This is a genomic window from Pseudomonas sp. XP2, from assembly GCF_053557975.1.
Genome location: NZ_JBNRIK010000003.1, coordinates 85,523 through 108,984 on the forward strand (window position 1 = coordinate 85,523; position 23,462 = coordinate 108,984).

18 protein-coding genes are annotated in these 23,462 nt (G+C 62.3%); 5 read left to right on the forward strand and 13 right to left on the reverse strand.

All coding sequences use genetic code 11. From position 1 onward, the window contains the following. Nucleotides 1-18 precede the first annotated feature (18 nt). Nucleotides 19-1,485 carry a GMC oxidoreductase gene (locus ACK1VC_RS05045; protein ID WP_096426106.1) on the reverse strand — a complete coding sequence of 489 codons (1,467 nt, stop codon included), beginning with the start codon at nucleotides 1,483-1,485 and terminating at the stop codon, nucleotides 19-21. A 236-nt stretch (nucleotides 1,486-1,721) separates the two neighbouring features. Further along, nucleotides 1,722-3,098 carry an oligosaccharide flippase family protein gene (locus tag ACK1VC_RS05050; RefSeq protein ID WP_016487258.1) on the reverse strand — a complete coding sequence of 459 codons (1,377 nt, stop codon included), beginning with the start codon at nucleotides 3,096-3,098 and terminating at the stop codon, nucleotides 1,722-1,724. A gap of 95 nt (nucleotides 3,099-3,193) precedes the next feature. On the opposite strand from ACK1VC_RS05050, the gene ACK1VC_RS05055 reads away from it, so the two are divergent. The 3 genes from ACK1VC_RS05055 (at nucleotide 3,194) to galE (ending at nucleotide 8,406) form a co-directional block, all read left to right on the forward strand. After that, nucleotides 3,194-4,720 (forward strand): O-antigen ligase family protein, encoded by a 1,527-nt coding sequence (locus ACK1VC_RS05055; RefSeq protein WP_016487259.1) that lies wholly within the window; start codon nucleotides 3,194-3,196, stop codon nucleotides 4,718-4,720. A gap of 5 nt (nucleotides 4,721-4,725) precedes the next feature. Next, the gene (locus ACK1VC_RS05060) at nucleotides 4,726-7,326 is read left to right on the forward strand and encodes a cellulase family glycosylhydrolase (RefSeq protein WP_191086619.1); all 2,601 of its coding nucleotides are present in this window, start codon (nucleotides 4,726-4,728) and stop codon (nucleotides 7,324-7,326) included. A gap of 105 nt (nucleotides 7,327-7,431) precedes the next feature. Beyond that, entirely contained in the window at nucleotides 7,432-8,406 is a 975-nt protein-coding gene (gene galE / locus ACK1VC_RS05065) for a UDP-glucose 4-epimerase GalE (protein WP_191086620.1), read from the forward strand. A 40-nt stretch (nucleotides 8,407-8,446) separates the two neighbouring features. Here the strand turns inward: galE and ACK1VC_RS05070 are convergent, their stop codons facing one another. The 9 genes from ACK1VC_RS05070 to ACK1VC_RS05110 all read right to left on the reverse strand — a co-directional run bounded on the left by ACK1VC_RS05070 (nucleotide 8,447) and on the right by ACK1VC_RS05110 (nucleotide 16,932). Continuing rightward, nucleotides 8,447-9,253 carry a CpsD/CapB family tyrosine-protein kinase gene (locus tag ACK1VC_RS05070; RefSeq protein ID WP_191086621.1) on the reverse strand — a complete coding sequence of 269 codons (807 nt, stop codon included), beginning with the start codon at nucleotides 9,251-9,253 and terminating at the stop codon, nucleotides 8,447-8,449. An 11-nt stretch (nucleotides 9,254-9,264) separates the two neighbouring features. Then, nucleotides 9,265-10,827 carry a GumC family protein gene (locus ACK1VC_RS05075; RefSeq protein ID WP_096426108.1) on the reverse strand — a complete coding sequence of 521 codons (1,563 nt, stop codon included), beginning with the start codon at nucleotides 10,825-10,827 and terminating at the stop codon, nucleotides 9,265-9,267. A 19-nt stretch (nucleotides 10,828-10,846) separates the two neighbouring features. After that, nucleotides 10,847-11,962: a hypothetical protein gene (locus tag ACK1VC_RS05080; RefSeq protein ID WP_016487264.1), complete on the reverse strand. Its 1,116-nt coding sequence runs from the start codon at nucleotides 11,960-11,962 to the stop codon at nucleotides 10,847-10,849. A 24-nt stretch (nucleotides 11,963-11,986) separates the two neighbouring features. Further along, entirely contained in the window at nucleotides 11,987-12,544 is a 558-nt protein-coding gene (locus ACK1VC_RS05085; RefSeq protein ID WP_016487265.1) for a polysaccharide biosynthesis/export family protein, read from the reverse strand. Between the two features lie 265 nt (nucleotides 12,545-12,809). Further along, a complete protein-coding gene (gene eppA, locus ACK1VC_RS05090; RefSeq protein ID WP_016487266.1) occupies nucleotides 12,810-12,986 on the reverse strand; it encodes an EPS-associated small membrane protein EppA in 177 nt (58 codons plus the stop codon). A 248-nt stretch (nucleotides 12,987-13,234) separates the two neighbouring features. After that, nucleotides 13,235-13,777, reverse strand: coding sequence for a helix-turn-helix domain-containing protein (locus ACK1VC_RS05095; protein ID WP_016487267.1), 543 nt, complete (start codon nucleotides 13,775-13,777; stop codon nucleotides 13,235-13,237). Nucleotides 13,778-13,948: 171 nt separating this feature from the next. Further along, nucleotides 13,949-15,367 (reverse strand): short-chain fatty acid transporter, encoded by a 1,419-nt coding sequence (locus ACK1VC_RS05100; protein ID WP_016487268.1) that lies wholly within the window; start codon nucleotides 15,365-15,367, stop codon nucleotides 13,949-13,951. Between the two features lie 174 nt (nucleotides 15,368-15,541). Continuing rightward, on the reverse strand, nucleotides 15,542-16,198 hold the full coding sequence (locus tag ACK1VC_RS05105; RefSeq protein WP_016487269.1) for a CoA transferase subunit B: 657 nt from the start codon (nucleotides 16,196-16,198) through the stop codon (nucleotides 15,542-15,544). A 35-nt stretch (nucleotides 16,199-16,233) separates the two neighbouring features. Then, nucleotides 16,234-16,932: a CoA transferase subunit A gene (locus tag ACK1VC_RS05110; protein WP_016487270.1), complete on the reverse strand. Its 699-nt coding sequence runs from the start codon at nucleotides 16,930-16,932 to the stop codon at nucleotides 16,234-16,236. Between the two features lie 140 nt (nucleotides 16,933-17,072). On the opposite strand from ACK1VC_RS05110, the gene ACK1VC_RS05115 reads away from it, so the two are divergent. Further along, the gene (locus tag ACK1VC_RS05115; protein WP_191086622.1) at nucleotides 17,073-17,978 is read left to right on the forward strand and encodes a LysR family transcriptional regulator; all 906 of its coding nucleotides are present in this window, start codon (nucleotides 17,073-17,075) and stop codon (nucleotides 17,976-17,978) included. Continuing rightward, nucleotides 17,966-18,787, forward strand: a complete 822-nt coding sequence (locus ACK1VC_RS05120; protein WP_016487272.1) for an aldo/keto reductase — start codon at nucleotides 17,966-17,968, stop codon at nucleotides 18,785-18,787. Before ACK1VC_RS05115 ends, ACK1VC_RS05120 begins: the two co-directional genes overlap by 13 nt. A 179-nt stretch (nucleotides 18,788-18,966) precedes the next feature. On the opposite strand, the gene ACK1VC_RS05125 is transcribed toward ACK1VC_RS05120, so the two are convergent. Further along, a complete protein-coding gene (locus ACK1VC_RS05125) occupies nucleotides 18,967-22,047 on the reverse strand; it encodes an error-prone DNA polymerase (protein WP_191086623.1) in 3,081 nt (1,026 codons plus the stop codon). Then, nucleotides 22,044-23,462: a Y-family DNA polymerase gene (locus ACK1VC_RS05130; RefSeq protein WP_070086426.1), complete on the reverse strand. Its 1,419-nt coding sequence runs from the start codon at nucleotides 23,460-23,462 to the stop codon at nucleotides 22,044-22,046. Before ACK1VC_RS05130 ends, ACK1VC_RS05125 begins: the two co-directional genes overlap by 4 nt.

The following is a 23,462-nucleotide window of genomic DNA, read 5'->3' on the forward strand; positions in this document are numbered from 1 at the left end:
ACCCGTGTACAACCTGCTTCACGCAGCGGCGCCGCTGGCCGCTCTCATCTTGGTATCGAGGTGGTCGGCCAGCCGCACGGCAAACTGCAACAGGGGCATGGTCGGGTTTGAGGCGCCACCTTTGGCAAAGATACTGCTGCCGGCGACATAAAGATTCTCGGTACCGAACACCTTGCAATTGGCATCCACAACGCCGAACTGCGGCGAGGCAGCCATGCGTGTGGTGCCCATGTGGTGGGCGTGCGGTGCCATCTTCAGTGGTATCGAAGTGTCGTAGACAAAGTCGTTAAGCTTGACGAAGCCCAGGTCCATGTCGGCGAACTGCTTGGCCAGTTCGCTGCCAATGCACTTGATGGTGTGTCGGTCATCGGCGCTCAGCGCCCAGTTGACATTGACCTTGGCCACCCCCAGTGCGTCCTGCTCGTCAAGCAGCGAGATGCGACTGTGCAGGTTGGGGAACTGCTCGATCATGGTGCTGATCACGCCGTCGCCGGGGCAGCTGAACTTGGCGACGAAGGCGATCTTGCCGGCAACCCCCATGTCACAGGCCAGGTTCTCCAGAAAATGCTTGACCTCGGCAGTGCGGCCATACGTCTGCACATCGGCCAGCAACGCGGCAGTGACATTGCCTTTACCGGCCTTGTACTCGTCGACAAAGGCATCGGTGGTGTAGTACTGGCGCGGCTCCGGGTCCTGCCCGGACTTCAGGATGAACGTGCCCAGGTCGATGTTGAGGTGCTCCATGAAACACCCGCCAACCAGCCCTTCCTTGTTCACCACGCCTGCCGCCACCAGCGTGTGGCTGTTGAGCAACTGCCGGGCATTTTCGATGGCACCGGTGGCCAGAATGAAGTTTCTGGCCACCAGGCGCTGACGATTGCGCTCGTAGTCGGATAGCACCACCGCAGTCAGATGGCCAGAGCCTTTGTCGAATTCCAGGTCTACGCAGTTGCAGTTGATGAAAACGTCCAGGCCTTTGGTCTGCTCCAGTGCCGTGGCGTACTTTTGCGCAAAGCGTGTGGGCGTGCTGAGCAGAAAGCGGTCCGCCTCGAAGTCACCGCCATCCAGGCCGGTGTTCATCGCACGAAAATCCGCGCCGGGTGGCAGGTCGACGATGTCCATGGCTGCCGGCAGGTAGCCCTCGATCTCCGAATAAGGAATAGGCCAACCCGGCAAGTCACCTGGCGGGCCGACGGTAAAGTCCGACGGGGTGAATGGCCGGCAACGGCCAGCCCAGTGGTTGGAGGTGCCCCCCAGATAACGCAGGCGGGTCTCCTCGGCATACAGCTCCAGGCCCGTGGACGCGCACGCGTACAACCCTTGCGAGTGCGGCGCATACTCGCGCCCCCCGCCTTCGGCGAGCAATACGTTCCAGCCGGCGGCGGCCAGGCGCAAGCCCAACGTGATACCCGCCGGGCCGGCACCGATGATGCAAAAATCGTAGTCGTCGCGCAGCGCCTTCTGCTGCTGAAAGTCCTTGATCATGCTGGCTCGTTCCGGAAATAACGGGAAGGCAATACCCAACCGTTGATCACCACGAACCCAGGCTGCTCGACAGGTTTGCCTGCAACGGACGCCGAGACGCCAAACACCGCGCCACCCACACCGAGCAAGACACAACTCTGGAGAAAGCCTCTACGGCCCAACTGCGCAGTACAAAAAGTGAGCTTCCCCATGATCCCGTGACCCGTACCCATGAAAGTTGCACCCAGCACGCTGCTTCAAAGCCAGTTGAAAAAGGCCGTGAGCAACGCTCCGCACAGCGCCCCGACCAGCAGCATCGGCAGCACCACCAGCTCACGCTTGAGGCTGAACATACCCAGTTTGCAGTTCACATACACGACCAGCACCAGTGTCGGCACGGCATGCAGGGCAACCCCCCAGATCGCCCACTCCACACCACCAATCGCCAGCAATAGCGGTAGCAGCCCCCACAGCGAGACCAGGCGGATGATGTTGTCCATGGCCTGGTACTTGGTCAGGCCAAGGGCAATCCACACCTGATGAGCCAATGTATAGCGCATTACGATGAACGACAGCGAAAGAATTGCCAGCATAGGGCCAGCTTCACGGTAGCGATCGTCGTACATCCAGCCAATCAGCAGCGGGCTGGCGGTCAGGAAACCACCACAGATGAACAGCACCAGCAGGTCGACCAGCAGGCGAAAGCGGTGATAAAGCGCTGTCAGGCGTTCCTTGTCGTCGGCCCGAGCTGCTTCACTGAAAGCGGGCAGCGCCACCGCCCCGACAATTTTCATCAGCGCGGTCTGCACCGCGCCAAGGATCAGCACGGCAATCGAATACACCCCCAGTTGCGCCGCCGACATGCTGGCGCCAAACCAGATGCGGTCGCCGTACATGGCCAGCACGCCGACCATCGACGACAACAGGATCCAGCGGCCAAACACGATCAACTCAGTCAGCGCCGTACGGTCCCAGCGCAGGTGATTGTTCGGCCCCTCCAGGGCGGTATGCCCCAGCACGGTCCAGGCTACGGCCGACACCAGGCCGGAGATCACCAGGGCCCAGATCGAATGGGTCAGCAAGCCCAGCACCAGCATCACCACCAGGCCGGCCACCTGCGAGGCCAGGTCGACCAGCACCACGCGCTTCTGTTGGAAAGTTCTTACAGCCACATCTATCTTGGTGGACTGGAAACCCCAGATGGCCGCCGACAGCCCGGTTACCGCCAGCACCATCGGCAGTACCGGGGCGGCGTAGGTAGAGTCCGCCGGCCACAGTTCCGCCAGTTGGGCCAACCAGGCGCCCAGGGCCAGCAGCAGGGTCAGGGCAAACAACAGGAAGCCGCGAATGATCTGCACGGTCCAGGCGGTGTTGAGAAAATCCGGATCGTCACCACGGTGACTCTGGATGATGTTCTGGCGCAGGCCGACATCGGAAAGCAGATGCAGGAGTACCGAAACGGTGGTGGCGATGACCATCACCCCGAACATTTCCGGCAGCAGCAAGCGGGCCATGATCAGATTGCCGCCCAGGCGCATCACCTGAGAAGCCACCTGCGAGACCAGGTTCCACGACCCGGCCCTCAGGGCCCGGTTGCGCAGGCTCGCAGCGGCTGACACATCAATCGACGGCATGACTTCAATCTCTGACTGATTGGCTAAAAGTCACTATAGTTTCAATTAGCCACGATGCTAGCCGTTGCCCACCAAGGGAAAGGTGTACATAGCCGATGCCTGAACATTTTCGTGCGTTGATCGTCATCCTGTTTTTGGCGAGCGTGGTCTTCCTGATGGCGCGGCGGCCTGCCACCGACCTCATTGCGCTCAGCGATTACAAGCGCAGGCGCAATCTTTGGTTTGTGCTGACGGTGCTGGCCTTTGTCTCGCACAGCTTCTGGCTGTATCTGGGGGCGGGCGCGGTCATCCTGTTGCTCGCCGGGCGCCGTGAGCACAACCCCATGGCGCTGTTCTACATGCTGCTGTTCCTGATTCCGCCGGCATCGGTGCAGGTGCCCGGGTTCGGCGTGGTCAACTATCTGGTTGACCTGAACCATATCCGCCTGCTCACCCTCTGCGTGCTGCTGCCGGCCGCGCTGCAACTGCGGCGGCAAGCTGACACGTTGCGGTTCGGCCGCACCTGGGCCGACAGGCTGCTGGCCGCCGGCCTGGTGTTGATGAGCGTGCTGTACCTTCGCGAAACCACCCTCACCGACACCCTGCGCCAGGCGCTGTACCTGTACGTCGACGTATTCCTGCCGTATTACGTGGCCAGCCGTGGGCTGCGCCAGATCAGCGACTTCAAGGACACCCTGTTGGCCTTCGTGCTAACCGCTTTCGTCATGGCGCTGATCGCCGTGGCCGAATATGTGCGCCACTGGCTGCTGTACAGCGCCCTGATCGACGCCATGGGCGTGCCATGGAGCATGTCCGGTTACCTCAGCCGCGGCGGCGCGCTGCGGGCCAGCGTCACCACCGGCCAGGCGATTGCCCTGGGTTATGTGATGAGCGTGGCCATCGGCCTGTTCCTGTTCGTGCAGGGTTATGTGCAACGCCCGCTGCACAAGGCCATGGGCGCCCTGCTGCTGGCCGCCGGGCTGTTCGCGCCGTTGTCACGTGGGCCGTGGATCGGAGTCGTGGTCATCGTGGTGGTGTTCATTGCCATGGGCAAAGGCGCGGTCAGGCGCCTGGCGCTGCTCGGCGCGGCTGGCATGCTGGCGCTGCCCTTGCTGACCGTCGTGCCGGGCGGCGACAAGGTGCTGGACCTGCTGCCTTACATCGGCAACATCGAAAAAGAGAACATCACTTACCGCGAGCGGCTGATGGACAACTCCTGGATCGTCATCCAGCGCAACCCGCTGTTCGGCTCGTTCGACTTCCGCAACACGCCGGAAATGCAGTCGATGATCCAGGGCGAAGGCATCATCGACATCGTCAACACCTACATCAACCTGGCGCTGCGGGTCGGGCTGGTCGGGCTCGGTCTGTTCGTCGCCTTCTTTGCCGTGGTGTTGAGGGGCATCCGCAGGGCCATGCTCAGTTTTCCCGACAAGGATGACGAACGACGACAGCTGGGGCGGGTGCTGCTGGCAACGCTGATCGGCATTCTGGTGATCATCTTCACCGTCAGCAGCATCACCTTCATCCCGGTGGTGTACTGGTCAATCGCAGGGCTGGGCGTGGCCTACATCCAGATGGTCCGCCGGCTGAACAGCAGCCCGGTCATGGAACTGGCCGAACCCGACCTACAACCCAGGTAATGTCAATGAACGTGCTCACCCTGCGTCATTTCGTGCGCCTTACGGCCATTTCTGGCCTGGCCCTGCTGCCGTTGACCGGCTGGGGGTCAGACTGGCACGTCAGTGTCGATGAGCAAAATGGCTTGCCTACCGTGACACGCGGCGGCGGCCCGGTGATGAAAGCCAAGTTCGACTTCTGGGCGGCCAACTGGAGCTGGACCGGCTTTTACACTGACTTCAAGGTCAATGGCCCCTACCAGTACACACTGTTGGGCAAGAACAAGGAGCTGGACTTTGACCTGAAGGCGGATATCCGCAAGGAACAGGCACAAACCCTGAGCTGGGCATTCGACCTCAACGCCCACAGCCGCCAGGCCGGGGTGATGGGCGGCGGCATGGTGTTCCAGTTCGACCCGGCGCAGATTGCGGGCGACATGGGCGCCCCGCAACTGCTGCCCGACAACCGCGGCTGGTCGTGGGGCAAGGCCGACCAGGGCCGGCGTGTCGAGATGCGCTTCGATCCGCCACTGGCCAAGGTCTATTTCGAGCGCGGCAATCCGTCCGAGCTGCGTGCGTTTCTCTACAAAGACCCGATAAGCGCCGGCCGCCAGCAGCTCAAGGCGGTGCTCAACGTTACCGGCGACATCGAACTGGGTCCTACGCCCACCGAGCGTTTCGGCCTGGCCGACCCCGCCACCTGGCCCGATGACCAGCTGGACTGGCGCACCTCGCCAGTGGACCTGTCGTTCCTCAATGCGGCAGAAAAGCCCGCCGGCAAGCGCGGCTTCGTCAAGGCAGTCGGCGAGCAGTTGATGTTTGAAGACAACACCCCGGTGCGCTTCTGGGGTACCAACCTGTCTGCCTACTCGCTGTTCAAGAGCCCCGACGACGAAATTCGCCAACAGGCCAAGCGCCTGTCGGCATTGGGCTTCAACCTGGTGCGCCTGCACCACCACGATTCGCCGTGGGTGAGCCCGAACGTGTTTGGCGACGGCACCCTGGTGCGCGATACCCAGCAACTTAGCGCCGAGTCGCTGCGCAAGCTCGACCTGTGGATCAAGGCACTCAAGGACGAAGGCATCTACATCTGGCTGGACATGCACGTGCAACGTGCGTTTACCGCCAACGACAACATTGATGATTTCGGTGAGCTGCCCGAGAAGGAAGGTCGCGTCGACCTGAAGGGTTACGCCTACGTGAACGACAGTATCCAGAAAGCGATGAAGCGGTTCGCCGAGCAGTACCTGACCCATGTGAATGAATACACCGGCCTGGCTTACAAAGACGACCCCGCCATCGCCGCCGTGCTGATCACCAACGAAAACGATCTCACCCAGCACTACGGTAACGCACTGATGCCGAACAAGGATGTACCGCGCCACAGCGAACGCTACATGGCCGCAGCCAAAGCGTTCGCCAGGCAGCATGACCTTCCCGCCGACCTTACCTGGCGCGCCTGGGAGCACGGCCCGTCGAAGCTGTTCCTGAACGACCTGGAGCAGCGCTTCAACGCCGACATGATCGCCCACCTGCGCGGCCTGGGCGTGAAAGTGCCGATCGCCACCACCAGCACCTGGGGCGGCAATGGCCTGAGTGCACTGCCGGCGCTGACCGCAGGCGATGTCGTCGATGCCCACAGCTACGGCGCCATTGGCCAGCTGGAGAAGAACCCGTTGACCAGCGACGGCATGATCGACTGGATCGCCGCCGCCCAGGTGGTCGGCAAACCGCTAACGGTCACCGAGTGGAACGCCGAACCGTTCCCGCTGCCCGACCGCCATTCTTTGCCGCTGTATGTAGCCGGCACCGCCAGCCATCAAGGCTGGGACGCCATGATGCAGTACGCGTACAGCCAGCAAGGGTTCAACCCGGGCTGGCGCACGGCGGACAACTGGCACGCGTACAACGACCCGGCGATGATCGCCACCCTGCCCGCTGCCGCCCTGCTCTACCGCCGTGCGGACGTCAAGCCGGCAACTACCCGCTACGTATTCGCACCAACGCCCGCCACCCTCTACAACCAGGAGATCACCCCGCGCAGTTCGGTACTGTTGCGCACAGCCATGGAAAAGGGCCAACTGCAGATTGCCCTGCCGCCAACACCAGAACTGCCGTGGCTGAAACCTGCCGCCATCCCCTCTGGCGCGCAAGTGCTTCAGGACCCGGGGCAATCGCTACTGGCCGCCGATGCCACTGAATCGGTCACCGACACCGGCGAGCTCAAGCGCAACTGGCAACAAGGCATCTACACCATCGATACGCCACTGACCCAGGCCGCCACCGGCTGGCTGGGTGGCCGATCGATCAGCCTGGGGGCCGTTCAGCTACAGACAAAAACGCCTTACGCCAGCGTCGCGGTACAGAGCCTGGACGGCAAGCCCTTGGGCCAGTCGCGTGAGCTGCTGCTGTCACTGGGGACACGTGCCATGCCCAAGGCCGATGACAAGACGCCGTTCAACGTCGAACCGCTTGAAGGCAGCGTGATCATCAAGGCACCTGCCGGCCTCAAACTGTTCGCCCGCGATGCACAGGCGCAGCTGAAGACACTGCCGGTGGCGTACAAGGATGGGCATTACAGCATTACCTTCGACAGCAACTACATGTCCAACTGGCTGTTCTTGAAATAGGGCATAGGGCCATCTACGCTCAGGTCACCTGTAGCTGATCATCCCACCTGCACGTTTCAGGGACGGTTCACTGCGTCTGTAAACAGCAGATTCCAGGAGGTGCGGATGAAATTTCTGGTAGTGGGTGGCGCGGGCTACATTGGCTCGCACATGGTCAAGCACCTGCTCGGTGCCGGCCATGAGGTAGTGGTGGCGGACCTGGTTTGGCCTGGCCCCGGCATCCAGTGGGCCAAGCTCGATATCGCCGACGAAGCGGCCCTGGACGTGCTGTTCGGCGTTTGTCATTTCGACGCCGTGTTCCACTTCGCCTCGTTCATCCAGGTGGGCGAGTCGGTCAGCGCACCCGGCAAGTACTACCAGAACAACGTTGCAGCCACCCTGGCCTTGCTGCAGGCCATGGTGAATGCGGGTATCAGGCATCTGGTGTTTTCTTCCAGTGCCGCCGTTTACGGCAACCCGCAGTACGTGCCGATTGATGAAGCGCACGTCAAAGGGCCGATCAACCCCTACGGGCTGAGCAAATGGATGGTCGAGCAGATTCTCGAGGACTTCGACCGGGCGTATGGCTTGAAGTCGGTATGCCTGCGTTACTTCAATGCCGCCGGTGCTGACCCGGATGGCCAGCTGGGTGAACGCCACGAGCCGGAAACCCACCTGATCCCGCTGATCCTGCAGGCCGCCTCTGGCCGGCGTGAGGCGGTAACGGTATTTGGCCGGGATTACGATACCCCGGATGGCACCTGTATCCGCGACTACGTGCATGTGGCCGATCTGGCATCGGCGCATGCGTTGGCGGTGGACTATTTACTGGCGGGTGGCGTGCGCACTGCTTTCAACCTGGGCAATGGCCTGGGCTTTTCGGTGCAGCAGGTGATCGATACAGCCCGGGCGGTGACCGGGCGGCACATCAATGCCCTTGACGCGCCGCGCCGTGCCGGCGACCCGCCACGGCTGGTGGCGGATGCAAGCAAGGCGCTGCAGGTGCTGGGCTGGCGGCCGGAGTTTGCTTCGCTGGAGCAGATTGTGCGGCATGCGTGGCAGTGGGAGTTGCAGTATCCCTGGAGCCTGCATCAGGGCTGAGATCTTTGGGGGCTGCTTTGCAGCCCCAAAATTTCGAACTTTAATAATAGGTTCGCGGCTGCTCGTCAGCCTTGTTCAGTACCGTCCCGATCAGGTTCACCGTGGCCAGGTGATGCAGGCAGTCCTCGATTTCCTTCTTGTTGTTCATCCCGTTGGCCACCACCAGCAGCACACAATCAAACTTGGGTATCACGGTGATCGCATCGTCAGAGCTGAGCAACGGCGGCAAATCGAAAATGCAGATGCGCGACTCGTAGCGGTTGCGCAAATCGCTGATCAGGTTGTTCACCTTGGGCGACGACAGCATCTCGGTCGACATCGGCACCGGCACCCGCGTCGGCAGCACCACGAAGCGTGGCAAAGTCGGGTTGACCAGGCACTCCTGCAGCTCGGCCTTGTCCGTCAGGAACTCGTTCAGCGCCTGCTCCATGGGCAGGCCCAGACAGCTGCCGACCTTGGGCCGGCGCAGGTCGAAATCCACCAGCAAGGCAGTTTTGGTGGTGTGGTGAGCGATACTCATGGCCAGGTTGATCGCCAGCACGGTCTTGCCGGCCTCAGGCGTTGGCGAGGTGATGGCCAGGGTCCGCCAGCCATTCTCCTCCATGGCCCTGAGCACCTGCGTACGCAGCAGGTCGATGGGCCCGTTCATGTTGGAGTTCTTGTTGTACGCCACGATGCGGTGGCGCTCAAGGTGGTCAGCCCGTAGCGGCACGACTTTGGTATTCACATAGTCGAACTGCCCAGGCACCTCCGCCAGTGCCGTGCCGGAGGGAGGTGATAAAGCCTGAGGGGTACCCGGGGTAACCTGGTGAATATTGTTGCCAACAGCCGGCTTGGTCCTGTCCATCACTGCTTTCCCTATGCAAACCGAGATATGACCTTGAACAACAGCACATCCAGTGGCATGTAGAAGACGTGCACCAGCACTACCATGATAGCTACCAACGCCAGTGCCGCCAGGATCAGCCAGTTCCGCCAGCGTTTGCGCCTGGCCACGTCCGCTCTGGTATCGATGTAGGGCACTGCCACCAGCACCCGTTTGCCCAGCAGGTTTTCCAACGCACCGACGCCGCGCACGCGCTGGTTGAGCATTTCCAGCAGCATCACCAAGGCACCACCGCCTGCCGGTGCCAGCACCAGGCCCAGCGCCGCGATCTTCTTGCGGTTAGGCTTGATCGGTTTTTCAGGCATCAGCGGTGGCTCCAGCAGTACAAAGCGCTCGGCCTTGTTCTCCTGCTCCAGGCTTTCGGTAATTTTAGCGCCCATTTCCTTGGCGCGGATTTCTTCGTATTTCTTGCGCGCGTTATCGTGGTCACGCATCAACGTCACCAAGCCACGCTCGACTTGCGGCGCCTCGAGGATCTCGGCCTCGTAGCCTTCCATCTTTCGGGTCAGCTCGCGCTTCTGATCGGCCAGCGAGCTGATACGTTCCTGGGCCGCGCTCATCTTGGCCCGGACGCGCGCCACGTCGAGGCTGACCGTGGACGTCGTGGCCGTACGCCCACCACTGGCTTCCAACGCCTGGATCTTGCGCTTGATCGCCACCACATCCGGGTGGGCATCCTTGTAGCGGGTCAGCAACCGGGCGTACTCGGCTTTAAGGCTCGGCAGGTCCTGAGCCTGGTCAGCACTGGCTGGCTTGGTGCCCTCGGTAACCTTGGTAGCAAGGCCAGCATTGGCCGCAGACAGTTCCAGCTCCAGGTAGCGCAGTTCTTCCTGGGCGGCCTTGTAGTCACGGTCAACTTCGCGGAACTCCAGCTCCGAACGCGAGAGCATGTTCATGCGCAGGGTCTGGTGCTCTGGCAAGGCATTGGCGTGGGCCTGCTTGAAGTCGGCCAGCTGGTTTTCCAGGCTGGCCAGTTCCGCGCCCAGCTTGTTAGCCTCCTGGGTAAGAAACTCGGTGGTTTCGTTGGCCCGCTCGGTGCGCTGCTTGAGGTTTTCGTTGAGGAACAGCGTGACCAGTTCGTCGGCCACTTCCTTGGCGACTTGCGCCTGCTTGTGTTCGAAGGACACATTGAACGCAACCGTCGCCTCGCCCCGCCCGCGCACGAACGTGGTGAGGGTTTCGACCACGATGGCATTGCGCATCTGGTCGATCTTGTCGGACTCGCTCAAGCGCTTGTCGGCGAACAGGTTGTACTTGTCGATGATGCGCAGCAGGTTCTCGCGCGTCATCACCCGCTGGCGAATCACCTCGATGCGCTCATCGGCAAAGCTGGTGGTGTTGGTCGATACCAGCTCAGGGGAAATCTGTTGCGATTCCACGAGAATGGTGCCGGTCGACTGGTAAATCGGCGGCACCATCAACGCGACAGCCACGGTCGCGGCAAGTATGACTACGGCACTCACCCCTAACACCAGGGCCCTGTCCTTGATAATGGCGATGTAATCTCTGATGGAGAGTTCGTAGTCAGACTTCATTGGGCCACCTGCCTGAAGTTCAGATGTCGGGGTACCTGTACGTCAACGTCAAACCAACGATCGTCGCGGTTGCATCGGGCGCTCGGTCCTGTTGCCGTTCCTTGTACATGAGCGACAGGCGCAAGTCCCAGTACGGTGAAAACTGGCGGCTGGCCCAAACGCTGTAAGTCTGCAGTGTGTTAGGGCTCTGCCCTTTGCTGTCTTGCCAGGCCGCGTCAGCGCCCACCCGCGCCAGTTCGGTAACAGCATAACTCCACACGCCACGCACCTGGTCCAGCTCGGCGAAACCGCCTTCGGCACTGGCCACCGTGCTGCGCTCGGCGGTCAGGCTGGCGTCGGCGCGCGTGCCGGTGTACAGCAATGCCACCCCACCCTCCCCGCGTCGGCCGCCGCCGTCGCCAGACACCTGGTTGACGCCAATGTGGGCATCGGCACTCAGGCCTTCGGCAAGCTGGTACTTGATACCGACTGCCGGGGTGTAGCTGTTGGAGGCGGTCGCGGTAAGGTCCTGCTCGGGCTCATAGCGGCGGGCACCGAAACGGGAATACACATCGGCCCGTTCGCTCCAGGCGTAGGTCCAGGTGAATACGTTTGCCAGTTCGTCGTAGCCCGTCAGCGAGCTGATGTCATAACGGGCACGGTTGTACGTGGTTTCGTTGCTCAGGGTGCTACGCTCGGTCACCGCCTGGCTCCAGTTGCCGGTCAGGGTGTAGAGCTTTTGCGTACCGTCAGTGGTGATGACCCCGGTATCCAGCACCGTCCCCGACAGCGTCGAGCTTTCGTTGTAACGTGCCACCAGCCCGAAACGCCCACGCTCGGTGGTGCGCTGCCAGCCCAGGCTGATATCGGGGTCCTCACGGTCATCTACCACATCCGTGTCGGACGAGCGCAACACATGCATGCCCAGCCCCAACCTCAGTTCATCCTGATCGAAGGTACCGATCAGGGTGTAATCCGGCGCGATGATCGTGCGCGTTACACCCTTTTCCCCCGATGTCAGCAACAAAGGGTTGCTGTCATATTCAACGGATGTCGGTACCACCACCGTAGACTGCCAATTTGCCGCCAGTACCACGTCCGTAAACGGCAAGACAATGATTGCCGTTGCAATGCTTGTTGTTCTGAGAAGAGGCATTAAGTGTTCTTATTAAAGGCAAGATCAAGGAACGACCAGCGTGTCGCCAGCCTGAAGTTGGATGTTGGTGGACATGTCCCGCCCAGACACCAGGTCCTTATATCGCACGGGCAGGATCTTTTGGGAAGCGCCAGTGCCGCGGACCACCTTGATATCGCTTTCGTCAGCAAACTTGTCCAGCCCGCCCGACATGCTCAGCGCCTGAAGCACTGCGGTAGGGCCCGCCATTTGCACGGGGCCCGGCTTGATCACTTTGCCTTGTACATAGACCAGGTTGCCGGCGATGCTCTTGACGACAACGCTGACGTTTGGGTCGGGGAGGAATTTGTCGAGTTTGGCAGCCACTTGCTTTTCAACTGCCGTTACATCCAGGCCGGCAACATTGATGCGCCCGGCCAAGGGGAAGGTGATGCTGCCATCGGGGAGTACGGTGGCTTCTTGACGCAGGCTGTCTTCCTGCCACACCGAAACCATTACCACATCACCAGGGCTGAGCAGGTAAGCCGTACCACTCTGATCGGCGTTGCCAGCACTGGACCACACGGCCAGCACGCAGAATGCGGCAATCAATGAACGCATCATGAGGGTCCCTCCGGCCAAATGGCCCGAAAAAGAGCACTGAATGAGAACAGCACACCAACTCTCGCTCCGCTTCGCGGCTTGAACCCACCGCGATGGCCTCGACCTTCCTGGAGGCCCCAACCTTGACGCCGTACATGTGGGCTGCAGTGCCCTGCAACCAAGGCCTTTGAAGGGCTACTGGGAATATAGCAACGGTTGGGAAATTCACAAGCCAGCCCCCGGCTTGCAACAACCTGCGCTCGCTTTGACAGGGAGCGGGTCAGGCTCAGATTTTTCTTCTGTTGGCGACCAGTACAAAGCCGACAACAGCGAAGGCCAACAACCAGCCGGCGGTTGAAACAGGAATGATACTGTTTTGGTTTACATACGAATCTGCCGCACGCGCAGCGCCACTCAGCAACACCAGCAAGAACATCGATTTGATAATCAGAGTCGTGCGCATACGCCCCTCCTGAAATGAGGAAAATCAATTAGTTATTTGCACAGTATGGCGGGAGTTGTTTCGCTGTTGACTTGAGCTTATGGGCACAATGACACTACGTCAATGATCCGACACCATAATAAAATTCAATGGGCGATGGCGGTATTCGTCAAAATACCGACATGCAAAAGATGCAAAGGCGGGCTGATGCGATGGCGGCTGCGTTTCACGGATGAGAACACAGGTAGGGCGTGCCCTGCCCCGTGGTTTTATTCGTCTGCGTGGTGAACCACGACCAGCAATTGCGCCGGCTGGGCACCTACCGAGCGCAGTCGATGCGGTGTCTGGGCGTTGAAATGCAAGGCATCACCCTGCTCCAGCAGCACCCGTTCGTTCATGAAATCCACCTCCACCTGGCCGGCGTGCACGAACAGGAATTCCTCGCCTTGGTGTTCCTTGAACGTGGGGTCGCTGAACTCGGACGGCGGCTGGATCAGGAACGGCAACAGGCTGCGCTGCCCGACCTGGCTGGTCAGGGCTGCATAGCCAGGCCCTTGCCCGTCGCCTACCAGGGCCTGGCGTTCGCCGTGGCGCACCAGGCTGTAGCGGCTCGGGCCAGCCTGCTCTTCGGCGAACAACTCTTCGACATTCACGTTCAACGCCCGGGCCAGCTTTAGCGCGGCAGCAATCGAGGGTGTATTCAGGCCGCGCTCGACCTTGGACAGATAGCTTTTGGTCATGCCGGTCTTTTCGGCCAGCATTTCCAGGGTCATTCCCAGTTTCTTACGCAGCAGTTTCAATCGGATAGACATGTGACGCGGGTTTCCCAGGCTGAGTCAGCCTGACCATGATACGTGGACTGCCGGCGAAATGCTGGGGCTGCTTTGCAGCCCATCGCGGGCAAGCCAGGTTCCACACATACAGCGTCAGCCGGGCCTGTGGGAGCTGGCTTGCCGGCGATGGGCCGCACAGCGGCCCTGCCTTCATGGCATCACAGGCGGTACGTATTGCAGCGTCGTACCCAGCGCCCACAGCAACACCAGCACCAACGGCACATGCACCAGCAACTGCACGAACGAGAAGCCGATCAGGTCGCGCGCCTTGAGCCCCAGTACGCCCAGCAGCGGCAGCATGTAGAACGGGTTGATCAGGTTCGGCAAGGCTTCGGCAGCGTTATAGATCTGCACCGCCCAGCCCAGGTGGTACTGCAGGTCGTTGGCCACCAGCATCACGTACGGTGCTTCGATGATCCACTTGCCACCGCCCGAAGGGATGAAGAAGCCCAAAACGGCCGAGTACACTCCCATCAGCACGGCATAGGTGTCGTGGGTGGCAATCTGGGTGAAAAACAGCGAAATATGGTGGGCCAGCGTCTGTTCATCGACGCCCTTCACCTGGGTGAGAATGGCAGCGATGGACCCGTACAACGGGAACTGGATCAGCACACCCGTGGTGGTCGGTACGGCGCGCGCCACAGCGTCCAGAAAGCTGCGTGGGCGCCAGTGCAGCAAGGCGCCGAGCATGATGAACAACAGGTTGTAGGTGTTCAGCCCGGAGATCGCGGTAATCGCCGGCTTGGTGGCGAACTCCTGGTAGAGCCAACCAGCGGCCAGGGCCACCAGCAGCAAGATCAGGATCGGGCTGTGCTCCAGCCACTCACCCGGGCGCGTGCGCTGCGGTGCAGGTGGCGCTGTGAAGCTGGGGTCGACGCCGCAGTCTTCGGCACTGCGCGCGCTGTTCGGGCCAGGGGCCGTGGCATAGGCGATTACCAGCGAGACCAGCACCAACGCCAACAGCATCACGCCGGACTGCCAGAGGAAGATGGTTTCAGTGAACGGGATTACCCCGGTAATCGACAGGATGGACGGTGGCAGGCTGGCCGGGTTGGCCTGCAGTTGCGCCGCCGACGATGACAAGCCCAGCGCCCACACTGCACCCAGGCCCAGGTAGGCGGCCGCGCCAGCGGCGCGGTAGTCCATCTTGAGTTCGGTGCGCCGCGCCAGGGCGCGTACCAGCAGGCCCCCGAACACCAGCGACAGGCCCCAGTTGAGCAAGGAAGCCAGCATCGAAATCAGGGCTACCCAGCACACTGCCGAGCGACCATTGCCGGGGATACGCGCCAGGCGATCAATCAGCCGCGCGGCCGGAGGCGAGCTGGCCACGACATAACCGCCAATGACCACGAAGGCCATCTGCATGGTAAACGGGATCAGGCTCCAGAAACCGTCACCAAAGGCCTTGGCAGTGTCGGTCGGTTTGGCGCCCATGGCCAGGGCACCGATACACACCAGCAGCACCGCCAGGGCGGCGAACACCCAGGAATCGGGGAACCAGCGTTCGGCCCAGTTGGAGCAGCGCAAGGCAAAGCGCGCAGAACGGCTGTCTTGGATTTCAGCGGCCACAGTTGAATTCCTTTTATTGGTTTTATCGGATAAATCAGCCAAAACACAAAACCCCTGTAGGAGCAGCCTTGTGCTGCGAAGCGGCCAGTACAGACAAACATTATATGAATGCCTGCACTGGCCCCTTCGCAGCCCAAAGCTGCTCCTGCAGGGGAATGTATGAAGCCCGTTGAATCAGAAGGTCATTTCCTTCACGTCATCCGGCACGATCAACTTGCCGGCGGTTTTCGCGATGATCTCTTCAACGCTTACCCCCGGCGCGGTTTCGCGCAGGATGAAGGCGCCGTCTTCGATTTCCAGGTAGGCCAGGTCGGTCAGCACCTTGCGGATGCAGCCGGCGCCGGTCAGCGGCAGGCTGCAGTGTGGCAGCAGTTTGGACTCACCGTCCTTGGAGGCATGGGTCATGGTGACGATGATGTTCTCGGCGCCAGCCACCAGGTCCATTGCACCGCCCATGCCCTTCACCAGCTTGCCGGGGATCATCCACGAGGCGATGTTGCCTTGCACGTCGACCTCGAAGGCACCCAGCACGGTGAGGTCGACGTGGCCACCCCGGATCATGGCGAACGACTGTGCCGAATCGAAGATCGAGGCGCCGCGGCGGGCGGTGACGGTTTGCTTGCCGGCGTTGATCATGTCGGCATCGAGGGTGCTTTCGGTCGGGAATTCGCCCATGCCGAGCAGGCCGTTTTCTGATTGCAGCATCACATCCATATCGGCGGGTACGTAGTTCGCTACCAGGGTAGGAATGCCAATGCCCAGGTTGACGTAGTAGCCGTCCTTCAGTTCACGTGCGACGCGTTGCGCCATCTGTTCGCGGGTCAGTGCCATGGTCAGGGTCTCTTTGTTGTTCTGGTGGATGGCGCTCAGGCCTTGACGGTGCGCTTTTCGATGCGTTTTTCGAAGGTGCCGACGATGACACGGTCCACATAGATGCCCGGGGTGTGAATTTCGCTGGGCAACAGCACGCCGGGTTCGACGATCTCTTCCACTTCGACCACAGTGATCTTGCCGGCGGTGGCCGCCAGCGGATTGAAGTTTTGCGCAGTATTGCGGTACACCACATTGCCGTAGTGGTCAGCCTTCCAGCCCTTGACGATGGCGAAGTCACCGGTAATGGCTTCTTCGAGGATGTACTTGCGGCCCTTGAACTCGCGCACTTCCTTGCCCTCTGCAACCGGGGTGCCGTAGCCGGTGGCGGTGTAGAACGCCGGGATCCCGGCGCCGCCGGCACGCATCTTCTCAGCCAGGGTGCCCTGCGGGGTCAGCTCCACGTCCAGCTCACCACTGAGCAGCTGGCGTTCGAATTCGGCGTTCTCGCCCACATAGGAGGCAATCATCTTGCGAATCTGACGATCTTCCAGCAACACGCCCAGGCCAAAGCCGTCAACGCCGCAGTTGTTCGACACCACGGTCAAGCCTTTGACGCCGCGTCGCTTGATTTCGCTGATGAGGTTTTCCGGGATGCCGCACAGGCCAAAACCACCGGCCAGTACTGTCATGTTGTCGGTCAGGCCTTCAAGGGCCTGTTCATAGGTTGCAACGCGCTTGTCCAGTCCGGCCATGCTGATCCGCCTTTTGTAGTTGTAGAACCGACGAGGCTGTCGGTGAGCGTGTGCAGACATCTTCACCGCACGCGACTGATTTGTTAATTTTGTTTTCGTCATCGATTGATAACTTTTACAAAACAGACAATAGGCCTGTCATGAACGTCAAGCAACTGCGTGCCTTTGTCGCCGTGGCCAAGTACCAGAGCTTTGCCCAGGCCGGGGAACACCTGCATATCTCGCAACCCGCCCTGAGCCTGACCATCAAGGCCCTGGAAGAAAACCTCGGCGGCGCCCTGCTCAGCCGCACCACGCGCAGCGTCAGCCTGACCGCCGAGGGCGAAGTGTTGCTGCCGCTGGCACGGCGCCTGCTGGCAGACTGGGACGACACGGAAGAGATGCTGCGCCAACGCTTCACCTTGCAACTGGGCCGTGTGTCGGTGGCGGCCATGCCGGCCTTCGCCGGCAACCTGCTGCCCCACTCGCTCAAGGTATTTCGCCAGTGCTACCCCAAGGTCAATGTCACGGTGCATGACGTGATCAACGAACAGGTGCTGGAACTGGTACGCCATCGCCGCGTCGAATTGGGCATCGGCTTCGAGCCGGACAACATCGACGGGCTGGACTTCCACCCGTTGTACCTGGACCGCTTTGTCGCGGTGGTACCCGCAGACTCGCCTTTGGCGCTGCTGCCACAGGTCAGTTGGGCACAGCTGATGGCCGAGGACTTCGTGGCGCTGCAACGCCCTTCGGCGGTACGCCTGCTGATGGAGCAGAATGTGGCCGCCCACCACGGCAAACTGGCCGTGGCTTTCGAGAGCCACCAACTGGCAACCATCGGCCGAATGGTCGCCAGCGGCCTGGGGGTCAGTGCCGTACCGGCGCTGTGCATCAACCAGATGCAGGAACTCGGCGCCCGCTGCGTCACCCTGGTGGAGCCCACGGTCGAGCGGCGCATCGGCGTGATTGCCCTCAGCGAACACAAGCTTTCCACTGCAGCGCAAGCGCTGCTTGAGGTTGTGCTTTCCAATACCCACATCCGGGAGGTGACATGCGTTACGTGAAACTGGCAGGTTCGAGCGTTCCGGCCATCGGCCAGGGCACTTGGTACATGGGCGAGGACCCTGGCCGCAAAGCCGCCGAGGTGGCGGCATTGCAACAGGGCATTGAGTTGGGCCTGAGCCTGATCGACACCGCTGAGATGTACGCCGAAGGTGGGGCGGAAGACGTGGTTGGCCAAGCCATTGCCGGGCGCCGCGACCAAGTGTTTCTGGTCAGCAAGGTGTACCCGCACAATGCCGGCCGACGCAGTATGGCGGCCGCCTGCGAGCGCAGCCTCACACGCCTGGGTACCGACTGCATCGACCTGTACCTGCTGCACTGGCGTGGCCAGCACCCGCTGGAAGAAACCGTCGAAGCCTTCGAGCATTTGCGCGAACAAGGCAAGATCAAGCGCTGGGGCGTGTCCAACTTCGACCTCGACGACCTGCGCGAACTGCACAACCCTGACTGCGCCACCAACCAGGTGCTGTACAACCCGGCTCAGCGTGGCATCGAGTTCGACTTGCTGCCGTGGTGCGAAAAGCGCGCGTTGCCGACCATGGCCTACTGCCCGCTGGCCCAGGCCGGGCGCTTGCTGCAGCACCCGGTGCTGGCAGAAATCGCCGAGCGCCATGGCGCCACGCCAGCCCAGGTCAGCCTGGCCTGGGTGACCCGTAATGACGGAGTGATCGCCATCCCCAAGGCCGTGGCGCCCGAGCATGTGCGGCTGAATGCAGCCGCAGGTGCGCTGACCTTGAACAGCGAAGACCTTCGGGCAATCGACCGGGCGTTCCCGGCACCGACGCGCAAGCAGCGGTTGGCGATGGTGTAACTGGCGAGCCGTGAATCGTCTTTATCTTGCCAATCTGAAAGCGTGAGCGGCCCCTGTGGGAGCGGGTTTACCCGCGAAGAAGGCAACACGGTGGATGGCACGGGCTTCGCCCGTGTTCGCGGGTGAACCCGCTCCCACAAGGAATACGCGAGCATCACGGCTTTTGGTAGGGCCGGGGGTTACTGGAAATCCCGGCTGCGCACATCCAGCCCTTGCAGCAACGGGGTCACATCCTCCAGCCGCCGTGCTATCAGGTGCCGCACGCCGTTCTCCTGCTCCAGCCGCCCACTCACCTTGAGCAGCTGCGCCCCCACCAGCGCCCGCCGCTGCCGTTCGGCAATGTCCCGCCACACCACCACGTTGACCATCCCGTGCTCGTCTTCCAGGGTGACGAAGGTCACTCCGCTGGCTGTCTGGGGCCGTTGCCGCCCCACCACCAACCCGGCCACGGCAATGTTGTCGCCATGCTCGACACCCTGCAGCTCGCTGGAGCTGCGACACCCCAGCGCCCTCAGGCGTGAGCGCAACAGTGCCAGCGGATGCGGCCCCAGCGTTGTGCCCAGCGCCTGGTAATCGGCCATCAGGTCTTCGCCTACGGTGGGCACAGGCAAGTCCACTGGCGTTTCAGGCACCGCTTGCACATCAGTGAACAGCGGCAGCTGCGGCTGCACCGCCGCCACCTGCCAGCGTGCCTGGTGACGATCGCTGGCCAAGGCTCGCAGCGCCCCGCCATCGGCCAGCCGGGCTCGGGCCCGTGCGTCGAGCCCGGCACGCAGGCACAGGTCCTCGACATCGCGCCATGGCCGTTGAGCCCTCGCCTGCTCCAGCCGCCTGGCATCAGCCTCAGCCAACCCGCGCACCAGGCGCAAACCCATCCGAATGGCCAATGTGCCTTGAGCATCAGGCTCGAGGGTACAGTCCCATTCGCTGTGGCAGACATCTACCGACCGCACCTCGATACCCTGGCGCCGGGCCTCTTGCAGCAACTGGTCAGGGCTATAGAAGCCCATGGGCCAGCTGTTGACCAGCGCGCAGGTGAAGATCGCCGGTTCATGGCACTTCAGCCAACTGCTGGCATAACACAGCAAGGCAAAGCTGGCCGCGTGCGACTCCGGGAAGCCATAGCTGCCAAAACCCTTGATCTGCTCGAAAATGCGTTCGGCAAACGCCAGTTCGTAACCATTGCGCAGCATGCCTCGCACCAGCCGCTCGCGGTGCGGGTCCAGGCGCCCGTGGCGTTTCCAGGCCGCCATGCTGCGCCGAAGCTGGTCGGCCTCGCCCGGTGTGTAGTCGGCGGCAACCATGGCCAGCTCCATTACCTGCTCCTGGAACAGCGGCACGCCCAAGGTCCGCTCAAAGACTTCCTTGAGCTGCGGTGAGGGATAAGTGACGGGCTCCTGCTTCAGCCGCCGGCGCAGGTACGGGTGCACCATGTCACCCTGGATCGGCCCAGGGCGCACAATCGCCACTTCGATGACCAGGTCATAGAAGGTCTTGGGCTGCAGCCGAGGCAGCATGGCCATTTGCGCACGCGACTCGATCTGGAACACCCCCATGGTCTCGGCACGGCTGATCATCGCGTAGGTGGCTGGGTCTTCGCTGGGGATGGTGGCAAGGGTCAGGTGCTGGCCCCGATGGCGCTGCAGCAAGTCGAAGCAGCGGCGCAAGGCACTGAGCATGCCCAGCGCCAGCACATCGACCTTGAGCAGGCCGACCATGTCCAGGTCGTCCTTGTCCCACTGGATGACCGTGCGCTCCGCCATCGCGGCATTCTCCACCGGCACCAGCTGGTCGAGCGGTTGCTGGGAAATGACAAAGCCGCCCGGGTGCTGCGACAGGTGCCGGGGGAAGCCGATCAGCTCGCCCGCCAGCACCAGTACCCGCCGCAGTGAAGGGCTGCTGGCCTCAAAGCCGGCTTCGGCCAAGCGCTGGTCATCGGGCATACGGTCGCTCCAGCGACCACAGCATTTTGCCAAGGCATCCACCTGGTCCACCGGCAAACCCAATACCCGCGCCACATCGCGCACAGCCCCGGCGGCGTGGTAGGTGTTGACCACCGCCGTCAGCGCCGCACGATGCCGGCCATAGCGTCGAAACACATACTGGATCACTTCTTCGCGCCGATCGTGCTCGAAGTCCACGTCAATATCCGGCGGCTCGTTACGTTCACGCGACAGGAAGCGCTCGAACAGCAGGCGATGCTGCAGGGGATCGAGCTCGGTAATGCCCAGCACGAAACACACCACCGAATTGGCCGCCGAGCCGCGGCCCTGACACAGAATGCCTTGGCTGCGGGCGAAGGCGACAATGTCATGCACGGTCAGAAAGTAGCTTTCGTAACCGAGTTCCTCGATCAGCGCCAACTCCGTGGCCAGCACTTCGCGCACCTTGTCACCCGGCCCGTCTGGCCAGCGTAACGGCAACCCCTGTTCGCACAGTTCACGCAACCAGCCTGCCGGGGTATGGCCTTGGGGCACCAGTTCGCGCGGGTACTGGTATTGCAGCTGGCTCAGGTCAAACTGGCAGCGCCCGGCAATGGCCAGGGTCTCGGCCAGCAGGTCGGCAGGATAGAGTTCGCCCAGCTGTGCCTGGCTGCGCAGGTGCCGCTCGCCATTGGCAAACAGAAAACGCCCGGCCTCGGCTACCTGGCAATGCTGGCGGATGGCAGTCATGCAATCCTGCAAGGCACGCCGACCGCGCACATGCATGTGCACATCGCCACAGGCCACGGCGCGGATACCCAGTTCAGCGGCCAGGCCACGCAAGTGCTGCAGACGCTGGGTATCGTCACTGCCTCGATGCAGGTGCACGGCCAGCCACAAGCGCTCGCTGAACACACTGCGTAACCACTCCCCGGTGGCCATATCGGCGCAGTCATCGGCCACCCATAGCGCCAGCAAGCCTTGATGGTGCTGCTGCAGGTCGTCGCGAAACAGCTGGTACTCGCCCTTTTGCGCCCGCCGCCGGGCCCGGGTGATCAACGCGCACAAGCTCTGGTAACCGGCCAGGTTCTCGACCAGCAGCACCAGCTTGGGGCCTTCTTGCAGCCGCACCTCACTGCCTACGATCAGCCGCAGCTGATGGGCCTTGGCGGCCTGCCAGGCCCTGACGATGCCGGCCAGGGTGCACTCGTCAGTGACCGCCAGGGCCTGGTAGCCTTGTTCGCGTGCACGCCTGAACAGCTCGTCAGCGCTCGACGCCCCGCGCTGGAAGCTGAAGTTGGACAAGCAATGCAACTCGGCATAACCCGGCGTGCTCATGCGAACCAGCCCTGCAGCCACAGCGGGCCGGCCTGGCCGAGGTCGCGGTAGGCCCAGCCGCGCAGGCCGTCACGGGTTTCGATGCGGTAGTAGTCCCGGCGCACGTCGCCGCCATCCCACCAGCCCGACTCGATGCGTTCGGCCTGGCCCTGTACCTGGTAGCTGCTGGCGTCCAGCGCCATCGGGGCTGGCAGCAGCCAGCCCGGGCGACTGCCCGGAGCCACCGTCATACTGCCTTGGGCGCCTTGCTCGGTCAGCTGCCAGGCGCACTCGGGGCGGTGATCGGCTGCCGCGCTCAGCCCCTTGACGGCCTCATCCCCCAGGCGAGCGCGCAGCCGCTCGCGCAATTGTTCCCAGGGTTGTGCCTGCTGCGCGCGTGGGTCGAACAACGCCTGATGCTGCGGTACAAAGGGCGGCAGGTCTTCGGCAACCAGCCGCAGGTTGCGTACAGGGGCGGGAATGCGCAGCGGCTCCAGGCGCCCACGGGCCAGTTCGAACAGCATGGCGGCATCGCGTTCGGCCGCCAGCAGGCCTACCTGCAGCAGGGTATCAGGCCCTTCGGCATGTTCCAGGTGCAGGCAAAAACGCTGCACGCCACAGTCGCGCCCGGCGAGGAAAGCGGCAAGGTCGTTGAGCATACGCCGCAGCGGAAACAACAACGCCTGGTGCGACTCAACGTCGAAGTTCAGCTCCAGCCGGGTTTCGAAGCGGTCCGGTGGCTGGTAGAAGTCCAGCCCCGCATTGCGCAGGCCAAGCAACTGGTCGAGGTGCAACTGCACCTGGGCCGAAAAGCGCCGGGCCACTGTATCGCGCGGCAAGGCCAGTACTTGGCCCAACTGCCGCAGGCCCATGCGGGCAAACGCCTCGGCGGCATCTGCCGGCAGGCCGATACGGGTGATGGGCATGCCCAGCAGTGCCGCACGGGTGGCGTCGGCGTCGCTCAAGGCCAAGCCATCATGACCATTGGCAAGCATGCGCGCCGCTACCGGGTTACTGGCCAGGACGATGCGTTGACGCAGCCCCAAATCTGCCAGCTCCTGGCGCAGGCGTGCCTCGAACAACGGCCAGGGGCCGAACAGTTGCAGGCTGGACCCCACTTCCAGGAGCAAAGCCCGCGGGTAATGCAGGCTGACCTGGGCACTGAAGCGATAGGCCCAGGCTGCCAGCAATTGCTGAACCTGCTCGATGCGCCTGGGGTCGGCTTCGACGCAAGTAAAACCCTCTGCCAGGGCACGTGCCGCCGTAAGGGTCTGCCCTGCCCGCAACCCGAGTGCAGCCGCTGCGGGGCTGACCGCTTGCAATACCCGACGTTGGCTAGGCCCGCCAACCAGCACCAAGGGTGTGTCGGGGTCGTCACGCTCCCGCAGGACGGTGTCCAGCGCCAGCTGCGGGAGCAGGATGCAAGCCCAAAGCAT